General features: G+C 55.9%; 11 protein-coding genes. 5 read left to right on the forward strand and 6 right to left on the reverse strand.

All coding sequences use genetic code 11. The annotated features are described in order from the left end of the window. Window positions 1-58: 58 nt before the first annotated feature. A complete protein-coding gene (gene ilvC, locus ACXUPB_RS05490) occupies window positions 59-1,531 on the reverse strand; it encodes a ketol-acid reductoisomerase (protein ID WP_472955805.1) in 1,473 nt (490 codons plus the stop codon). 244 nt (window positions 1,532-1,775) lie between these two features. Between ilvC and ilvY the strand changes: the two genes are divergently transcribed. Then, entirely contained in the window at window positions 1,776-2,654 is an 879-nt protein-coding gene (gene ilvY, locus ACXUPB_RS05495; protein ID WP_035559413.1) for an HTH-type transcriptional activator IlvY, read from the forward strand. Window positions 2,655-2,724: 70 nt separating this feature from the next. On the opposite strand, the gene ACXUPB_RS05500 is transcribed toward ilvY, so the two are convergent. The 3 genes from ACXUPB_RS05500 to ACXUPB_RS05510 form a co-directional block, all read right to left on the reverse strand. Then, entirely contained in the window at window positions 2,725-2,856 is a 132-nt protein-coding gene (locus tag ACXUPB_RS05500) for a putative transporter small subunit (RefSeq protein ID WP_235272403.1), read from the reverse strand. A gap of 71 nt (window positions 2,857-2,927) precedes the next feature. After that, window positions 2,928-4,580, reverse strand: a complete 1,653-nt coding sequence (locus ACXUPB_RS05505) for a sodium:solute symporter family protein (protein ID WP_472955808.1) — start codon at window positions 4,578-4,580, stop codon at window positions 2,928-2,930. Window positions 4,581-4,919: 339 nt separating this feature from the next. Next, a complete protein-coding gene (locus ACXUPB_RS05510; protein WP_472955810.1) occupies window positions 4,920-5,480 on the reverse strand; it encodes a manganese efflux pump MntP in 561 nt (186 codons plus the stop codon). Between the two features lie 562 nt (window positions 5,481-6,042). Between ACXUPB_RS05510 and katG the strand changes: the two genes are divergently transcribed. Continuing rightward, complete coding sequence (gene katG / locus ACXUPB_RS05515; RefSeq protein ID WP_472955812.1) at window positions 6,043-8,244, forward strand: catalase/peroxidase HPI; 2,202 nt, start codon at window positions 6,043-6,045, stop codon at window positions 8,242-8,244. A 22-nt stretch (window positions 8,245-8,266) separates the two neighbouring features. On the opposite strand, the gene ACXUPB_RS05520 is transcribed toward katG, so the two are convergent. After that, window positions 8,267-9,226: an AraC family transcriptional regulator gene (locus ACXUPB_RS05520; protein ID WP_472955814.1), complete on the reverse strand. Its 960-nt coding sequence runs from the start codon at window positions 9,224-9,226 to the stop codon at window positions 8,267-8,269. Between the two features lie 450 nt (window positions 9,227-9,676). On the opposite strand from ACXUPB_RS05520, the gene ACXUPB_RS05525 reads away from it, so the two are divergent. Beyond that, window positions 9,677-10,879 (forward strand): efflux RND transporter periplasmic adaptor subunit, encoded by a 1,203-nt coding sequence (locus ACXUPB_RS05525; RefSeq protein ID WP_472955817.1) that lies wholly within the window; start codon window positions 9,677-9,679, stop codon window positions 10,877-10,879. 6 nt (window positions 10,880-10,885) lie between these two features. After that, window positions 10,886-14,068, forward strand: coding sequence for an efflux RND transporter permease subunit (locus ACXUPB_RS05530; RefSeq protein ID WP_472955820.1), 3,183 nt, complete (start codon window positions 10,886-10,888; stop codon window positions 14,066-14,068). Here ACXUPB_RS05530 and ACXUPB_RS05535 read toward each other — a convergent pair. Continuing rightward, complete coding sequence (locus tag ACXUPB_RS05535; RefSeq protein WP_472955822.1) at window positions 14,041-15,000, reverse strand: sodium-dependent bicarbonate transport family permease; 960 nt, start codon at window positions 14,998-15,000, stop codon at window positions 14,041-14,043. The two genes, ACXUPB_RS05530 and ACXUPB_RS05535, sit on opposite strands and share 28 nt — an antisense overlap. 109 nt (window positions 15,001-15,109) lie before the next feature. Between ACXUPB_RS05535 and ACXUPB_RS05540 the strand changes: the two genes are divergently transcribed. After that, entirely contained in the window at window positions 15,110-16,069 is a 960-nt protein-coding gene (locus ACXUPB_RS05540) for a LysR family transcriptional regulator (protein WP_472955824.1), read from the forward strand. Window positions 16,070-16,095: the final 26 nt, after the last annotated feature.

Genomic DNA, 16,095 nt, shown 5'->3' on the forward strand with positions numbered 1-16,095 from the left:
GGCTTTTTTTGGCGGCCTAGGTGTTGAAGACCTGAACGTCTATCGGTTAATCAGGCGATTAAACGATTTTTTTCATGTCAGCCATGTAGCCACGAAGAACCGAGCCAACGGCTTCTACGGGGTGTGAACGAAGGGCGGTGTTAACTTCGATCAGGCGTGCGTTATCAACGCCGTTGTCGTCTAGCGAAAGCCCTTTACCGATCACGTCGGATTTGATGCCTTTCATAAAGTCTGCCAACAGCGGCACACAGGCGTGGTTGTAGAGGTAGCAACCGTATTCCGCCGTATCCGAGATAGTCGCGTTCATTTCGTACAACTTCTTACGCGCGATGGTGTTCGCGATGAGCGGCGTTTCGTGCAGCGACTCGTAGTAAGCAGACTCAGCGATGATGCCCGCTGCGGTCATGGTTTCGAAAGCAAGCTCAACGCCAGCTTTCACCATTGCCACCATCAAAATGCCGTTATCGAAGAACTCTTGCTCGGTGATTTCGACATCACCAGCGGGTGTTTTCTCAAAGTTAGTTTCAGCGGTTTCGGCGCGCCATTTGTGAAGGTTAGCGTCATCGTTCGCCCAGTCTTCCATCATCGTTTTAGAGAAGTGGCCGCTCATGATGTCGTCTTGGTGCTTGTTGTACAGCGGACGCATGATCTCTTTTAACTCTTCAGAAAGATCGAACGCTTTGATCTTCGCTGGGTTAGAAAGACGGTCTAGCATGTTCGTCACGCCGCCGTATTTCAGCGCTTCGGTGACGGTTTCCCAGCCGTATTGAATCAAACGTGAGGCGTAACCCGGGTCGATACCTTCTTCGACCATCTTGTCGAAGCAAAGCAGGGAGCCCGTTTGCAGCATGCCGCAAAGGATCGTTTGCTCGCCCATCAGGTCGGATTTAACTTCCGCGATGAAAGAGGACATCAGCACGCCCGCTTTGTGGCCGCCAGTACCGACTGCGTAGGCTTTGGCGAGCGCAAGGCCTTCACCTTTAGGGTCGTTGTCTTCGTGAACAGCGATTAAGGTGGGAACACCGAAACCACGCACGTATTCAGCGCGAACTTCAGAGCCAGGGCACTTCGGTGCCACCATGATGACGGTTAAGTCATCGCGCACTTTCATGCCTTCTTCTACGATGTTGAAACCGTGAGAGTAAGATAGGCAAGCGCCTTCCTTCATCAGCGGCATCACCGTGTTCACTACCGAGGTGTGCTGCTTATCAGGGGTGAGGTTCAACACAACGTCTGCGGTGGGGATCAATTCTTCGTAAGTACCTACCACAAAACCATTTTCAGAGGCGTTTTTCCAAGACTGACGCTTTTGCTCGATAGCTTCAGGGCGCAGTGCGTAAGAAACGTCCAGGCCGCTGTCGCGCAGGTTCAAGCCTTGGTTAAGGCCTTGTGCACCACAGCCGATCACTACCATCTTTTTGCCTTTCAGCGCTTCGACGCCGTCAGCAAACTCAGCGGTGTGCATGAAGCGGCATTGCGCTAGCTGAGCCAATTGCTCGCGTAGCGGTAAGGTATTGAAATAGTTAGCCATCGTTAGCATCCTAATTTTATGATCAATGTGTCGATGTAAGGTACACCGATATTAAAAAGGGTGACACCGTCGCTAGGGGTGAACGCTAGCGCTATGTCTTTAAGATCATGCGAGTAGGGGTAATGTATACAAGTACGACTCTTTCTTAAATTGATATATTTGCAATAACACGTCCCATTATTAGCAACGGTCGGTTAGTATTCGGATATCGCCATGAGCGCAAACGCGGAGCGCCATCTTTTGTATGAATATTAAACTGTTAAAGCAATTCCTCGCCTTGGCAGAAACGCTGCATTTCGGGCGCGCCAGCGATGAGTGTCATATCAGCATTTCTGCGCTGTCGCGCAATATTCGTCATTTAGAAGACGAGCTGGGTGTGCCGTTGTTTAATCGCGACAATCGAACCGTGGCGTTGACCCAGGAAGGCCAGAAATTTCTTAAATACGCGCGTGATACCAGCAGCCAGTGGAACTTGATCCGCCATGAGTTAACCGACAACGCTGATCAATTAAGTGGTGAAATCAGCTTGTACGGTTCCGTCACCGCGAGCTACAGCTTTCTATACGAGCTGCTGCGCCGCTTTCGTATTGCCTATCCTGCGATTGAAATAAAGCTGCGCACGGGGGATCCGGAACACGCGATTGCGCATGTGCTGGATGGTAAAGAAGACCTTAGCATCGCGGCACGCCCCGCCAACCTACCTCGCGGGTTAGCCTTTAAGCCCATTGCGACGTCGCCGTTGTTATTTATTGCCCCGCTTGAGCAGCAAGTGCCGAACGTTCCCACGACTTCGCCAACTGCATCGGAAGAGTGGGCGAGTATCCCAATGATCTTATCGGAGAGCGGTGTCTCAAGAGCGCGTGTAGACGAATGGTTTCGCCAACGTGATATTGCCCCGCGCATTTATGCACAGGTAACGGGAAATGAGGCGATTGTGAGTATGGTGAGCTTGGGCTTCGGCATTGGCGTGGTGCCAAAAATTGTACTCGATAACAGCCCATTGGTGGATCGTATTCGGGTGCTCGACGTGACGCCGGAGCTGGAACCCTACGATATTGGCTTGTTTACGTTGAAGAAAAACTTAAAAAATCCGCTGGTCGATGCTTTTTGGAGCTTGATGTAGGCCTATAAGTCACGGCAGTCCTTTGCCGCACTTATTTCCCCTACTACTTGCTCATCTATGAATAACTATGTCACACCAGCTCACGCTTATCACGTCGTGCAATGCGGATGTCTTTGACGGTGGCGATGCCGATGATCGCGAATATGGCGAGTGATATTAACGGCCAGATCAGTACGTATAACGCCAAGATAAAGGTTTGCATGGGCTTTCCTATTGTCTGGCTGGTGCGCTTGGCGCACCAGCGGATGAAGTGACTCTAACGTAATGCCGGGCTTAGCCTTGTGTAGCAGGCTTGGCCGGATCGTAGTTGATCACTTTCTGATCGATCTGCGAGAAGTCGAACTTGCTCGAACTCATCAGACTGACCGCGATGCAGACGATGGTGCTGACGCCGTAGGCCATTAAGGAGGCCAGTAGCACCGTGTAGTCGCGCAGGAATCCAAGACTGTAGTAGGCCAGCGCAATGGCGCAGAGTGTGCCGAAGACCAAGCCAACCCGGCGTCCGCAGAACCCGAAGGCCATTAAACCGAGCACTACACCACCACCGACGGCGGCGAGTAGTTCAAACAGCCCCGCAGTGACGCCCACCATGGGTACGAGCTCGAAGCGTGCGACACAGAACATGACCAGGCCCGCGATCACCGCAGAGGTGAAGGCCTTATTGGTCACTCGATCCCAGAAGCAGCTGGCGATGACCGGGAATACAATGGCGCCCCAGAGTGCGCCAACGAAAACCAGCATGATCAGAATATCCATCGAGAAGCTGGCGAGAATCACCCCGATCAGCGTCGCGACGATCATGGTCAGTCGGCCGATAAACAGCATCTTGGTCGGGTCAGGTTTGTTTTTGGCGATGTTCTTGCCGTACACATCGGCCATCACTATCGCGGACATGGCGGAGAGATCCGAGTCAGCGGTAGAGGAGAGCGAACCGATCACCAGGATAAAGAACAGCCCGATAAACACCGGCGAGAGGTACATCGAAACCATCTGCGGGATCAGGTTGTTCATGTCGCCACCAATGGGCTCCATGCCGGTCATCAGCGCCATCAAACCAATCATGCCCAAACCGATAACGATCGCACCGTAACCAATGGTCGCGGTGATAAAGGTCGGTTTGATGTGGTCTTCACGCACGGCAAATAACCGCTGGGAGATGGTCTGGTTACCAATCGCGTAAGCCAGCACCGCCACAAAGAAGGGCGCGCCTTGATTGAGGATCGCATCCATCGAGAACAGGTTGGCTTGCTCTGGCGTAAGGAGACTCATGCCATCTGACAGCGTTTCCGGGCCGCCGAGGGCGAACATCACCGCTGGAATAATTAGAATGGCCACGGCCATCATCGCCATTAGCTGGGCGAAATCCGTCAGCACCGAGGCGCGGAAACCTGACCACAGCGTATAGGAGAGCACCCCGACCCCGGCAATCACTACACCGGCCTGGAACGAGAGGGGCGAAAGCACCGAGACCAGCGCGCCGGAAGCCGTAAAGTTCACCATCAGACTGATGATGCTGCCCAGAATGTTGGATGAGGCGAGAATTAACTGGCTGGAAGAGCCATGGCGGGCGTGGATCAGCTCACCGAGGGTGTGGGCGTTGGGCGCCAGTTTGCGAAAGCGACGGCCAAAGGGGTAGATGAACAGAATCATCAACGCGCCCCACAGCCCGTAGTGCAAAGGGCCGGAAATGCCGTAGGTGTAACCTGAAGTGGCCGCGCCGTAGAACGAGGCCGCCCAGATCCAAGTGGCGGTCATGCTGGCAGCGCCAAGGCCAAAACCGATCTGGTGATTGGACACCATGAAGGCGTCGGTATTCTCCTTTTTCTTCTTGATCAGCAGAGTGAGCAGGTAAGTGCCGCCATAAAAAGCCGCCAGTAAGGCGAGCACAGTCAGAGTAGAGAATTGATAGAAATTTTCTTCGTTCATTGAATACCCGTAGGCTTTGCAGCCCTAGCATCCTAAATAGCAACCACAGTTCCCTTTACGGGGTGGCCGCGACAGGACGTAAGTAAAAAACAGAACATCTTTCTAGGTATGTCTGTAGCGAGATGAGACTGCGGTTGGCAGCCTGGTCGTGCAAGTTCAGGCGTTGGAAGCGCCTTAATAGAGGGGCCGGATTAAACGCGCGCAGAAACTGCAATAAAGCAGCAACAAAGCGCTGAGAGGATCAATCCGGATGGCTACCCTACTCCCTAAGGCTTGAACAGTACAGGTAGACGCGCTAACGAGCTGGGGAAGTAGGAAGCCTGAAGGGGAGGGAATTCTTCAAAAAAACGCGGTGTGTTCTGCCAATACTGCTAAACCAATACCAATCAATACGACGCCGCCAATCAACTCCGCCCAGTGGCCAACAAACTTGCCGAGTTTGTGGCCCAGGAAGGTGCCCATGGAAGCCATGACGGTGGTGGCGAGGCCAATCGCTAAGCTGGTGGCGACAATGTTGGCATCAATAAACGCAAGGCTGGCGCCCACGGCCATGGCATCAATACTGGTCGCCGTGGCGGTTAACACTAATAACCAGAGTGTTTGTTTGCGCTGTTCTATCTTGTCGTCTTTTTTGAGTCCGGCATACATCATATGCAGGCCAATAATCGAGAGCAGCGTAAAGGCCACCCAGTGATCCCAGGCCTGCACATACTGCTGCGATGCCTTACCCGCCGCCCAGCCAAGCACCGGTGTTATTGCTTCGATCACGCCAAATACCAAACCAATACCGATAGCATGCCGGAAACGGGGCTTTTGCAGCTCGGCGCCTTTGCTGATAGAGGCCGCAAAGGCGTCTGCCGACATGGAAACGGCCAGGAATAGCAGGGTGATAGGCGTCATAAAATATGAACTCGCTCGCTGAAAAAAGTACCGCGCAGAACCCCGTCAGCATGGAAGCAGACACCATACTTGAGTTTAATTGTCGGGTATTTAATAGCGCTGAATCCTATCAGCTTTTAATGAACAAACAAGACGGAGTTTTAAAAATAAAGTTTGTAATAGTGAACTAATATAGCCTTGGCTAACAATGTGTCTGACAGCTTATTTCATTGCTTTTTAATATTTTAAACTCTTTTAAATAGTTAGTTGTTTTGCATTTTTAATGGTAGTTATTAAATAAAATTTGTTATTTTTATTGTCGGTTAATGTTAAGCATGAATGGCGTTAGTAATGACCACACCGACAATAACGCCGACCATGGTCAGAACTCGTTAGCCACGGTTGACCGTCTTTGCTCGTCCCGCAGCTTGACGATTTCGGTGTTGAATCCTTCAATATATCTGATGGCTCATGGGATCTTTCAATGGTGTCGCAGGCCTGACCGGGTTTCGAAAACAGGGTTTCGACAACCGTTTTTCGACACTTGGTGCGACCAGAATTACCAACTTGAGAGGAGAATGACGTGTCTGATCAAAAGCCTACACGCCAGGAGTGGGGCGCACGTACTACGCCACGTCTGCAAGGCAACGAGCACTGGTGGCCTGACCAACTCAACCTTAACGTCCTGCATCAGAAACACCCGGATGCCAACCCCTTTGGTGAAGGTTTCCGCTACGGCGAGGCGTTTTCGCAGCTCAATGTTGACGAGCTAAGCGCCGATGTCGACGCGCTGATGACCGATTCCCAAGCATGGTGGCCTGCCGATTGGGGGCACTACGGCCCGTTCTTTATCCGTATGTCGTGGCACGCGGCGGGCACTTACCGTGCGTTGGATGGTCGCGGCGGCGGCGGCACCGGGGCACAGCGCTTCGCCCCGCTCAACAGCTGGCCGGATAACGGCAACCTGGATAAGGCGCGCCGCCTGCTGTGGCCAATCAAAAAGAAATATGGCGAGAAACTCTCCTGGGCCGACCTGCTGGTTTTCGCTGGTAACCGCGCGCTTGAAACCATGGGCTTTAGAACCTTTGGCTTCGGCTTCGGCCGTGCTGACATCTGGGCGCCCGAAGACGACATCTATTGGGGCCCCGAGACCGAATGGCTCGCGACCGAAGATCAGCGCTATACCGGCAGCTTCGAGGACGGCAATCGTGTGCTCGATAACCCGCTCGCCGCGGTGCAGATGGGGTTAATTTACGTCAATCCCGAAGGGCCCAACGGCGTACCCGACGCCGCGAAAGCGGCGCTGGACGTACGCGAAACCTTTGCCCGAATGGGAATGAACGACCGCGAAACCGTCGCGCTGACCGTGGGGGGCCACACCTTCGGCAAGATGCACGGCAATGGGCCGGCGAATGCCGTCGGCGGGGCGCCTGAAGAAGCCAAACTCTACGAAATGGGGATTGGCTGGGCCAATAAACACGAGACTGGCCTGGGTGAATATACCATTACCTCGGGGCTTGAGGGTGCTTGGACTCCTACGCCTACTAAGTGGGATAACACCTACCTTGAAACGATTTTCGCCCACGAATGGGAGGTCAAAAAATCACCGGCTGGCGCGAATCAGTGGGAGCCGGTAGAGGTAAAAGAAGGGTTCTGGGTGCCCGATGCGCACGTTGAAGGCAAAAAGAATCCGCCAGTGATGAACGCTGCCGACATGGCAATGATCGTCGACCCGATCTACCTCGAAATATCCAAGGAGTTTCGCGAGAATCCGGACGTTCTGGCCGATGAGTTCGCCCGCGCTTGGTATAAGCTGCTACACCGCGATATGGGTCCACGTGCCCGTTACCTTGGCCCGCAGGTGCCCAGCGAAGTGCTCGTTTGGCAAGACCCCGTACCTGAACATGAAGGGCCGTTGGTTACTGATGAGCAGGTCGCCACGTTAAAGCAGGTGCTCGCCAACGCTGGACTAACCGCCAAACAGTTGGTGGGAACGGCCTGGGCCTCAGCCTGTACTTACCGACAGACCGACCATCGCGGGGGCGCCAACGGCGCGCGCGTTCGGCTCGAACCGCAGCTTGGCTGGGACATCAACGTGCGCGCTGGTGTGGCGGGCGTGATCGAGCGGCTGGAGCAAATAAAAAACGACTCCGACGCGAATATCTCGCTGGCGGATATGATCGTTCTTGCGGGCAGTGTCGGGGTCGAGATGGCCGCAAAAGCCGCGGGACACGAGCTCACCGTGCCGTTCACCCCTGGCCGCACCGACGCTTCTCAGGAGATGACCGAGGTCGATACCCACGCCTACCTTGAGCCGAGACACGATGCGTTTCGTAACTATATGCAGGCGCAGTCGACGTCCATTCCCGCCGAGCACCTGATGATTGACCGGGCGTTTATGCTGAACCTCAGCGCACCGCAGATGACGGCGCTACTGGGCGGCCTGCGAGCCATCGGTGCCAACGCCGAGGACCATAATAGCGACGGCATTCTTACCGCTCGTCCGGGCCAATTGACGAATGACTTCTTCGTCAATCTTATCGATATGGGCACTGTCTGGGAGCCGGTTGATGAGAACGAAGAGCGCTTCGTGGGTCGGGATCGCTCGTCCGGTGAGACCAAGTGGACCGCCTCGCGGGTTGATCTCGTTTACGGCTCGAATTCGCAGCTGCGCGCCATTGCAGAGGAGTTCGCAGCGAATGGCGGCGAACGCCATATGATCGACAAGTTCGTCGCTGGTTGGGTCAAAGTGATGGAGAACGACAGGTTCGACCTGCACCGCTAAGGATTAACGAGTGGAAAGTTAACTAAACGGACTCTGATGCCACCGCGGCGCCCCGTAGTTGGCTAACATCTGCCCGCGGTGGCGCGCCAAACATGCGGCTATATTCGCGGCTGAAGTGGGAAGGGCTTTCGTAACCCACACGATAGCTGGCGGTGGCCGCTTCCAGCCCCTCGGCGAGCATTAACCGCCGGGCTTCGTGCAAGCGCAGTTTCTTCTGGTACTGCAGGGGCGACATGCGAGTGACTTGACGGAAACTGTGATAAAGCGTCGATTCGCTCATATTGGCTGCATCTGCCAGCTCACGAATCTTAAGCGGCTGGGCATAGTGCTCTTTAAGGGTGTAGATAACCTGCGCAATCCGATTAGCCTGGGAATCCGAAGCGGCAAACCGGCGCATATGGGGTCCCAATGCGCCCATTAATGCCCGATAGATCAGCTCCCGCCGGGCCAAGGGTGAAAGCACCTTAATATCTTCCGGGGAGTCGAGCAAGCTTAATAAGCGAAAGAGCGCGCCCTGCATACGAGCATCCATAGCGGCCGACCTTAATCCGCAGTCCATCTCAGGGCAGATAGTATCACTCCCCCCGGGCGGTGCCTTATCACCCAGTTCCAGTATTAGCCCCGCTACTTCCTGAGGATCCACAGAGACTTTTACCGCCAGGAAGGGTTTTTCCGGGGAGGCATGGTCAATCCTGCCTACCACCGGTAAATGAACGGCGCTCGCCATGTAGCTGGGCCCGGTGTAGACGATCTCCTTGTCACCCAGTAATACGGTCTTGCTGCCCTGAATGACAAAGCACAGGCACGGTTCATAGACAGCGCAGTGAAAACTGGTAGGGGCGTCAGTGCGCACCAGTTGAACCTCGGCAATCGCCGTGTCCTGAAGTGCTTCCAGGGGCGACCAGCGACGGACGACTTGGCTTAATTGCTGTGGCAGGCTGTCGCTGAATTGGGTGATCTGTTCAGGTGCGATGACGGTCACGGGCTCTCCTCCTTAACAGTTTGCAGTATATGCCCTCGCTTGAGGAATCGAAGGCTTTTCGGCTGGTTTTGCAGAATCAGGCAAGCACCCCGTAGAAACCGACAATTCGCACTAAGTGTCATCACCTTGTCATCGTGCCTATGCACCGAAATAGGTCGTTATCTCGCCTCACCCTCTTATTTACGTTTTCACTCGCCACGACAGAATTAGGCAATCTTCCCGCAGGAACCTGATACCTCGAATGCGTTCGCGTCGCCTATGGTAAGTAACGTCTGATTGACAGTAAGGCACTGCTCAATCATGCCAGCCCATTCAGTCCTCCTGTTAACAATAAATGACTGTCGATTCTGACGTTACTTAAACGACTAGTTAATCGTCAACCGCCTGCGCGGTGCGCAATGTACAACGAACGTTGCTATCGGTTTTCGGTAGCCATTGGAGCAAGTAAGCATGGGAAGTCTGTCTCAAAGAACCCGCTTTGTAAGCAGCCGGGCAGTGATTCTGTTCCTGCTACTAACGGCCTTGTTGACCGGGTGCGAGGCCAAGAGTGAGGAGGCAGCAGCGCCTTCGTCACCGCCGCCGCCGGAAGTCGACGTCGCGGAAATCATCGCTCAGCCGGTGGTGTTGAGCGAGTCGTTTACCGGGCGAGTGGAAGCGGCTGAAACGGTCGAGTTAAGAGCCCGGGTTAGCGGTTATATCCAGGCAGTGGCATTTGAAGAGGGCGAACTGGTCGGGCAGGGGGATCTGTTGTTTCTGATCGATCCGCGTCCCTACCAGGCCCGTGTTAGCGCCGCCCAGGCGGATCTTGCCCAGGCCAGGAGCCAGCAGGCTCAGGCAGGCAGTGAAGCCGAGCGCGCACGGGTATTGCTGGGGCGTCAGGCCATTTCTCAGGAAGTACATGATCAGCGCCAATCGGCCCTGAGTAATTCCCGCGCCATGGTCGATGCCGCCACGGCTGCGTTGCAGACCGCCGAGCTTGACCTTGAGTACACCCGTATAACGGCACCAGTCAGTGGCCGCATCGGACGGGCGATGGTGACTCGCGGCAACCTGGCCAATGCCGATCAAAGCCTGCTGACCACGCTGGTAAGCATTGATCCAGTACACGTTTACTTTGAAGCGGATGAGCAGGCCGCGTTTGCCAGCCAGACCCTATTAACCGTTGACGCGCCGAATAACCTGACAATCGAGCTGGGCGGCGACCCGCAGCGGCAGTACAAGGGCACCCTGGACTTTATCGACAACCGCTTAAACCCCAATACGGGCACCCTGCAATTCCGGGCGGTGCTGGCCAACCCGGAGGGCCGCATTCGGCCTGGAGAGTTTGCACGGGTCGAAATGCCGGTCGCTCGTTTAGAGCAAGCCTTACTGGTAGACCGCAAGGCAGTGCTGACTAATCAGGATCGCCGCTACGTCTATGTCGTCAATGAGAATAACCAGGCAGAGCAGCGCCAGGTAACCACAGGGCGGCAGGTGGCAGAACGAACAGTCATCACCGAAGGGCTTCAAGCGGGTGATCGAGTGATCGTCAATGGCGTGCAAAAAGTGTTCTTCCCCGGAATGGAAGTGAGCCCGCAAAGCGTAGCGGCCGCCCCGGCGGCTGATGCCCCTATTTCCGACGATCAGCCCACCATTGCGGCCAGGGAGGAGTAAACCGCCATGAATTTCTCCCGTTTCTTCGTTGACCGACCGATTTTTGCGGCGGTGCTGTCGATCATTATTCTGGCGGTGGGGCTGATCTCTATTCCCAACCTGCCGATCAGCGAGTACCCGGATGTAGTCCCGCCTTCCGTAGTGGTGAGAACGGTTTACCCCGGCGCCAACCCGAAGGAGATCGCCGAGACCGTGGCGACGCCGTTGGAAGAAGCCATCAATGGGGTCGAGGACATGATGTACCTCAAGTCCGTGGCGGGTTCTGATGGCGTGCTGCAGATGACCGTCACCTTCCGTCCCGGTACCGATGCTGAGCAGGCCGCCGTTCGCGTACAGAACCGCGTTAGCCAGGCAGAGGCTCGGTTGCCGGAAGCCGTGCGCCGTCAAGGTGTCACCACCCAGAAACAGTCGCCGACGTTTCTGATGGTCGTTCACCTGACTTCTCCCAGTGGTGAATACGACACTCTCTACCTACGTAACTATGTGCGGCTGAATGTTCGTGACCGCCTGGCCAGGCTCGAAGGGATAGGTGATGCACAAATCTTCGGCGGCGGGGATTACGCCATGCGGGCCTGGCTGGACCCTGACCGCATAGCCGCCCGTGGCTTAACGGCCAGCGATGTGGTGGGGGCTATGCGAGAGCAGAATGTCCAGGTGTCCGCTGGGCAGTTGGGCGCCGAACCCATCGCGGATAGTGATTTTCTCACCCTGATTAACGCCCGTGGGCGGCTTGAAACGGTGGAAGAGTTTGGTGACATCGTGCTGAGCCGCGGCGACAGCGGCGAGATACTCAGGCTTGCGGATGTGGCCCGGCTGGAAATGGGCGCCGGGGACTATACGCTACGCTCGCAGTTGGACGGCAACAACGCGGTGGGGGTGGGCATATTCCAGGCACCGGGTGCCAATGCGCTGGATATCCGAGAGCAGGTAATCGCCACCATGGAGGAGCTGTCTGAGCAGTTCCCTGAAGGCGTTGAGTACGAAGCCGTCTACGACACTACGATCTTTGTTAACGACTCTATAAAGTCAGTGATAGCCACTTTACTGGAAGCCGTGCTGCTGGTGGTGTTGGTGGTCACGCTGTTCCTACAGACCTGGCGTGCTTCCATCATCCCATTGCTTGCGGTACCGGTCTCTGTAATAGGCACCTTTGGCGCGCTCTACCTGCTGGGTTACTCCATTAACACGCTGACCCTGTTTGGTTTGGTGCTCGCCATCGGTATCGTGGTGGACGATGCGATAGTGGTAGTGGAAAACGTGGAGCGGAACATCGAGGAGGGCCTAAAGCCCCAGGCCGCCGCGCATCAAGCCATGCGGGAAGTCTCCGGCCCTATCATCGCCGTGGGGCTGGTGCTGTGTGCGGTGTTTATTCCCATGGCCTTCCTGTCGGGGGTGACCGGTCAATTCTATAGCCAGTTCGCGGTGACGATTGCCATCTCCACGGTGATCTCAACCATCAACTCGCTGACCCTGTCGCCCGCACTGGCCGCGATGTTGCTCAAGCCGCATAACGCGCCCAAAGATCGCCTCACCCGTGTGATTGATGCGCTGTTCGGCTGGATTTTCCGTCCCTTCAACCGTTTCTTCAATGCCAGCTCCCACAAGTACCAGGGCGGTGTGGCCCGCTCCCTGAAGCATCGTGGCGCGGTGTTTGTGGTCTACGCGCTGTTGCTGCTGGGTACCGGCGTGATGTTCAAGGCGGTACCGCCTGGCTTTATTCCAGTGCAGGACAAGCTTTATCTGATCGCGGGCGTGATTCTGCCGGAAGGCGCGTCGCTGGAGAGAACCGACCAGATGCTTCAGGACGTGGTGGACATCGCCATGGAGACCGAAGGGGTGGAGCACGCCATTGCCTTTCCTGGCCTGAACGCGCTGCAGTTCACCAATACTTCCAATACCGGGGTGGCCTTTCTTACCCTCAGCGCCTTTGGTGAGCGCAGCCTTAGCGCAGCGGAGATAAACGCCCGCATTAATCAGGGCATTGGCGGCCTGAAAGAAGGCTTCGCATTCTCCTTCATGCCACCGCCGATTCTGGGGCTAGGCAATGGGTCGGGCTTCCAGCTGTTCATCGAGGATCGCGGCAATCTTGGCTACGGGGCGCTGCAGCAGGCGGTTAACCAACTCCAGGGAGCGATTGCGCAAACGCCAGGGATGGGCTTTCCGATCAGCAGTTATCAATCCAACGTGCCGCAGCTGGATGCCGAGGTGGATCGGCTGAGGGCTAAAGCCCAAGGTGTCCCGTTGACCGAACTGTTCGACACCCTGCAAACCTACCTTGGCTCGACCTATGTGAATGACTTCAACCGCTTTGGCCGCACCTGGCAGGTGATCGCCCAGGCGGACGCCCCCTACCGGAGCAGCGTGGAAGACATCGCCCGCCTGCGCACCCGTAATGACCAGGGGGAGATGGTGCCCATCGGTACGATGGTGGATATCCGGCAAACCTTCGGCCCGGACCCGGTGCTGCGCTACAACGGCTATCCGGCAGCGGACCTGGCTGGCGAATTTGAGCCCCGCGTGCTCTCTTCCACACAAGCAATGGATACCATCAGCGCCCTCGCCGAACAGATACTTCCTCCGGGCATGGCGCTGGAGTGGACCGACCTGAGCTATCAGCAATCCACCCAGGGTAATGCGGCGCTGGTGGTCTTTCCGCTGTCGATCCTACTGGTATTTCTGGTATTGGCGGCCCTTTACGAGAGTTGGACGCTACCGCTAGCGGTGATTCTGATCGTGCCCATGTCGATGCTCGCGGCGCTGATCGGTGTTTGGTTTGGTGGGGGTGACAACAACATCTTCGTACAGGTGGGTCTGGTGGTGCTGATTGGCCTGGCGTGTAAGAACGCTATCCTTATCGTGGAATTCGCCCGCGAGCTGGAAATGCAGGGCAAGGGCATAGTGGAAGCAGCCCTGGAAGCCTGCCGGCTGCGGCTGAGGCCGATCATCATGACTTCGATTGCTTTCACGGCGGCAGTGTTGCCATCGGTGGTTGCCACCGGCGCAGGCGCCGAGGTACGCGCGGCGCTGGGTACGGCGGTGTTCGCGGGTATGATTGGCGTCACCCTGTTTGGCTTGTTCCTCACGCCGGTGTTCTACGTGGCGCTGCGTAAACTGTCTGGCCCATTGGTCAGCCATCACAGCGCTACGTTGGATACTTCACCTCATCCCACCAGCCATGCCCAAAGTTGATGATAGAGCGGAATGCCGATTAGCACGTTAAAGGGGAAGGTCAGTCCTAATGACGCCAACATGGCCAGGCCAATGTTGGCGTCTGGGATAGCGGCGCGAATGGCAACGGGGGCGGCAATGTAAGAGGCACTGGCGGTAAGGCTTGCCAGAATAACCGCTGAGCCAGCGGGTAGTCCTAGCCAGTACGCCATTAGCAGGCCAAAGCAGGAAAGCACGATAGGTGCCGCTAGCGCGAATATAATCAGACGGCTGTGCCCCCAGCGCAGGCTGCGCAGTGTTTCTGCCGCGACCAGGCCCATCTCCAGCAGGAACAGCGCCAGAATGCCATGGAAGGCGTTGGTGTATAGGCCAGTGACAGACTCCCCTGCGTTCGGGCCGTATAGCCAGCCAATCAGCACACCGCCCACCAACAGGATCACGCCGCGATTGGTCAGAGTCTCGTGCCACAGCCCGGACGTTTTGATCGGCTCTGACGTTGTGTCAGCGGTCTCTTTACGGCTGAAGCGCCGGTAGAGCAACAGGCCCAGCATGATGGCCGGGAGTTCGAGCAGTACCAGGTAAAGTGTCACCTGGCCACCTGTTATTAGGTTATGCGCTTCGGTATACGCCAGGGCCACGGCGAACGTGCCGGCGCTAACTGAGCCGTAGTGGGCCGCAAGGCTGGCGCTGTCGGCAATGGATAGCCTCACCAAATAGTGAACCACCGGAAAGATAATCAATGGAATGATGATCCCCAGCAGAGTGACACCAGCTAACTCGACCAGCAGCGATAAGCTCAAACTGCCATGCAGCGCCATGCCGCCTTTAAGGCCAATGGTCAGCATCAGCAGCAGGCTCAATATGTCATAAGCGGCTTTGGGAATACTGAGATCGGAGCGCACCACACCGGCAACCACACCTAGCACAAAGAACATGACCACAATATCCGGCACGGAAGATCTCCTTTACAGGGTTTTAAAGCGGCTACTTTAGCGACCTAAAGAGATTGATGAAAACAAATAAACTTTATACAGTCATAGATAATTATCTATGGTGCTGGTTATGAAAGTACGACAACTCACTTTTCGCTTGCTACAGGTCTATGCCGACGTGGTTCGTACAGGCTCACTGACGGCCACGGCAAATCGACTCCACCTGACCCAACCCACGGTGTCTCAGCAGCTAAAGCGGCTGAGAGAGATTGTCGGTGAACCGATTGTGCGCCACGAGGAAGGGCGTTTGGTGCCCACTGAGGTTGGTCAGGCGCTTTATCAACTCAGTCAGGACTTGCTGAGCCGTGCCGATGTGTTTAGTCAGTACCTGGAGGAGTACAACCGCGGAGGGCGCGGACACTTCAGTATCGGCTTGGTGAACACCGCGCAATATGTACTGCCACGGCTGTTAGGGCCGTTTGGTCAGGCTAATCCCCAGGTAGATGTCACGGTGGAGATAGGTAATCGCCAGCAGATGCTCAATCGTTTTGAGCGCCATGAAGATGATATCTACGTATTTAGCCACCCGCCCATTGATGACGATGTGTTAGCCGCGCCTTTTCTGAGCAATCCATTGGTAGTGGTGGGGCCGCAGCATTGCCGCTGGGCAGGCGTAGAAGGTCTCAGCATGGACGCACTCAAAGAGGAGCGATTTCTGCTGCGCGAACCGGGCTCAGCGACTCGGCATACCTTTGAAGCCTGGCTGTACAGTGCGGGTATCGAGCTACGCTCTACCCAGCAGATCGCCAGTAACGAGGCGATTCGGCTAGCGGTGGCGTCAAACATGGGCCTAGCGGTGCTGTCTCGCCACGTTGTTGCGGATTCGCCCAACGGCGTCCAAGAGCTGCCGCTGCAGGGCTTTCCGCTGAAAAGTCGTTGGCACTTTGTGGTCAGACGACAACGCCGCTTACCCCCCGCCGCCATTCGTTTTTTGAGCTATGTACAAAGTTCGCTGGCACAAGCGTTTGACGAGCCCGAAGGGGAGGTGGCCGTGGCTGAATTGCTCCAAGCCTTAAAGGCTGAACGCTGATGCATTGACTCACAAACAGCGTCAAT

The organism is Vreelandella sp. DA03-1M (assembly GCF_055725665.1).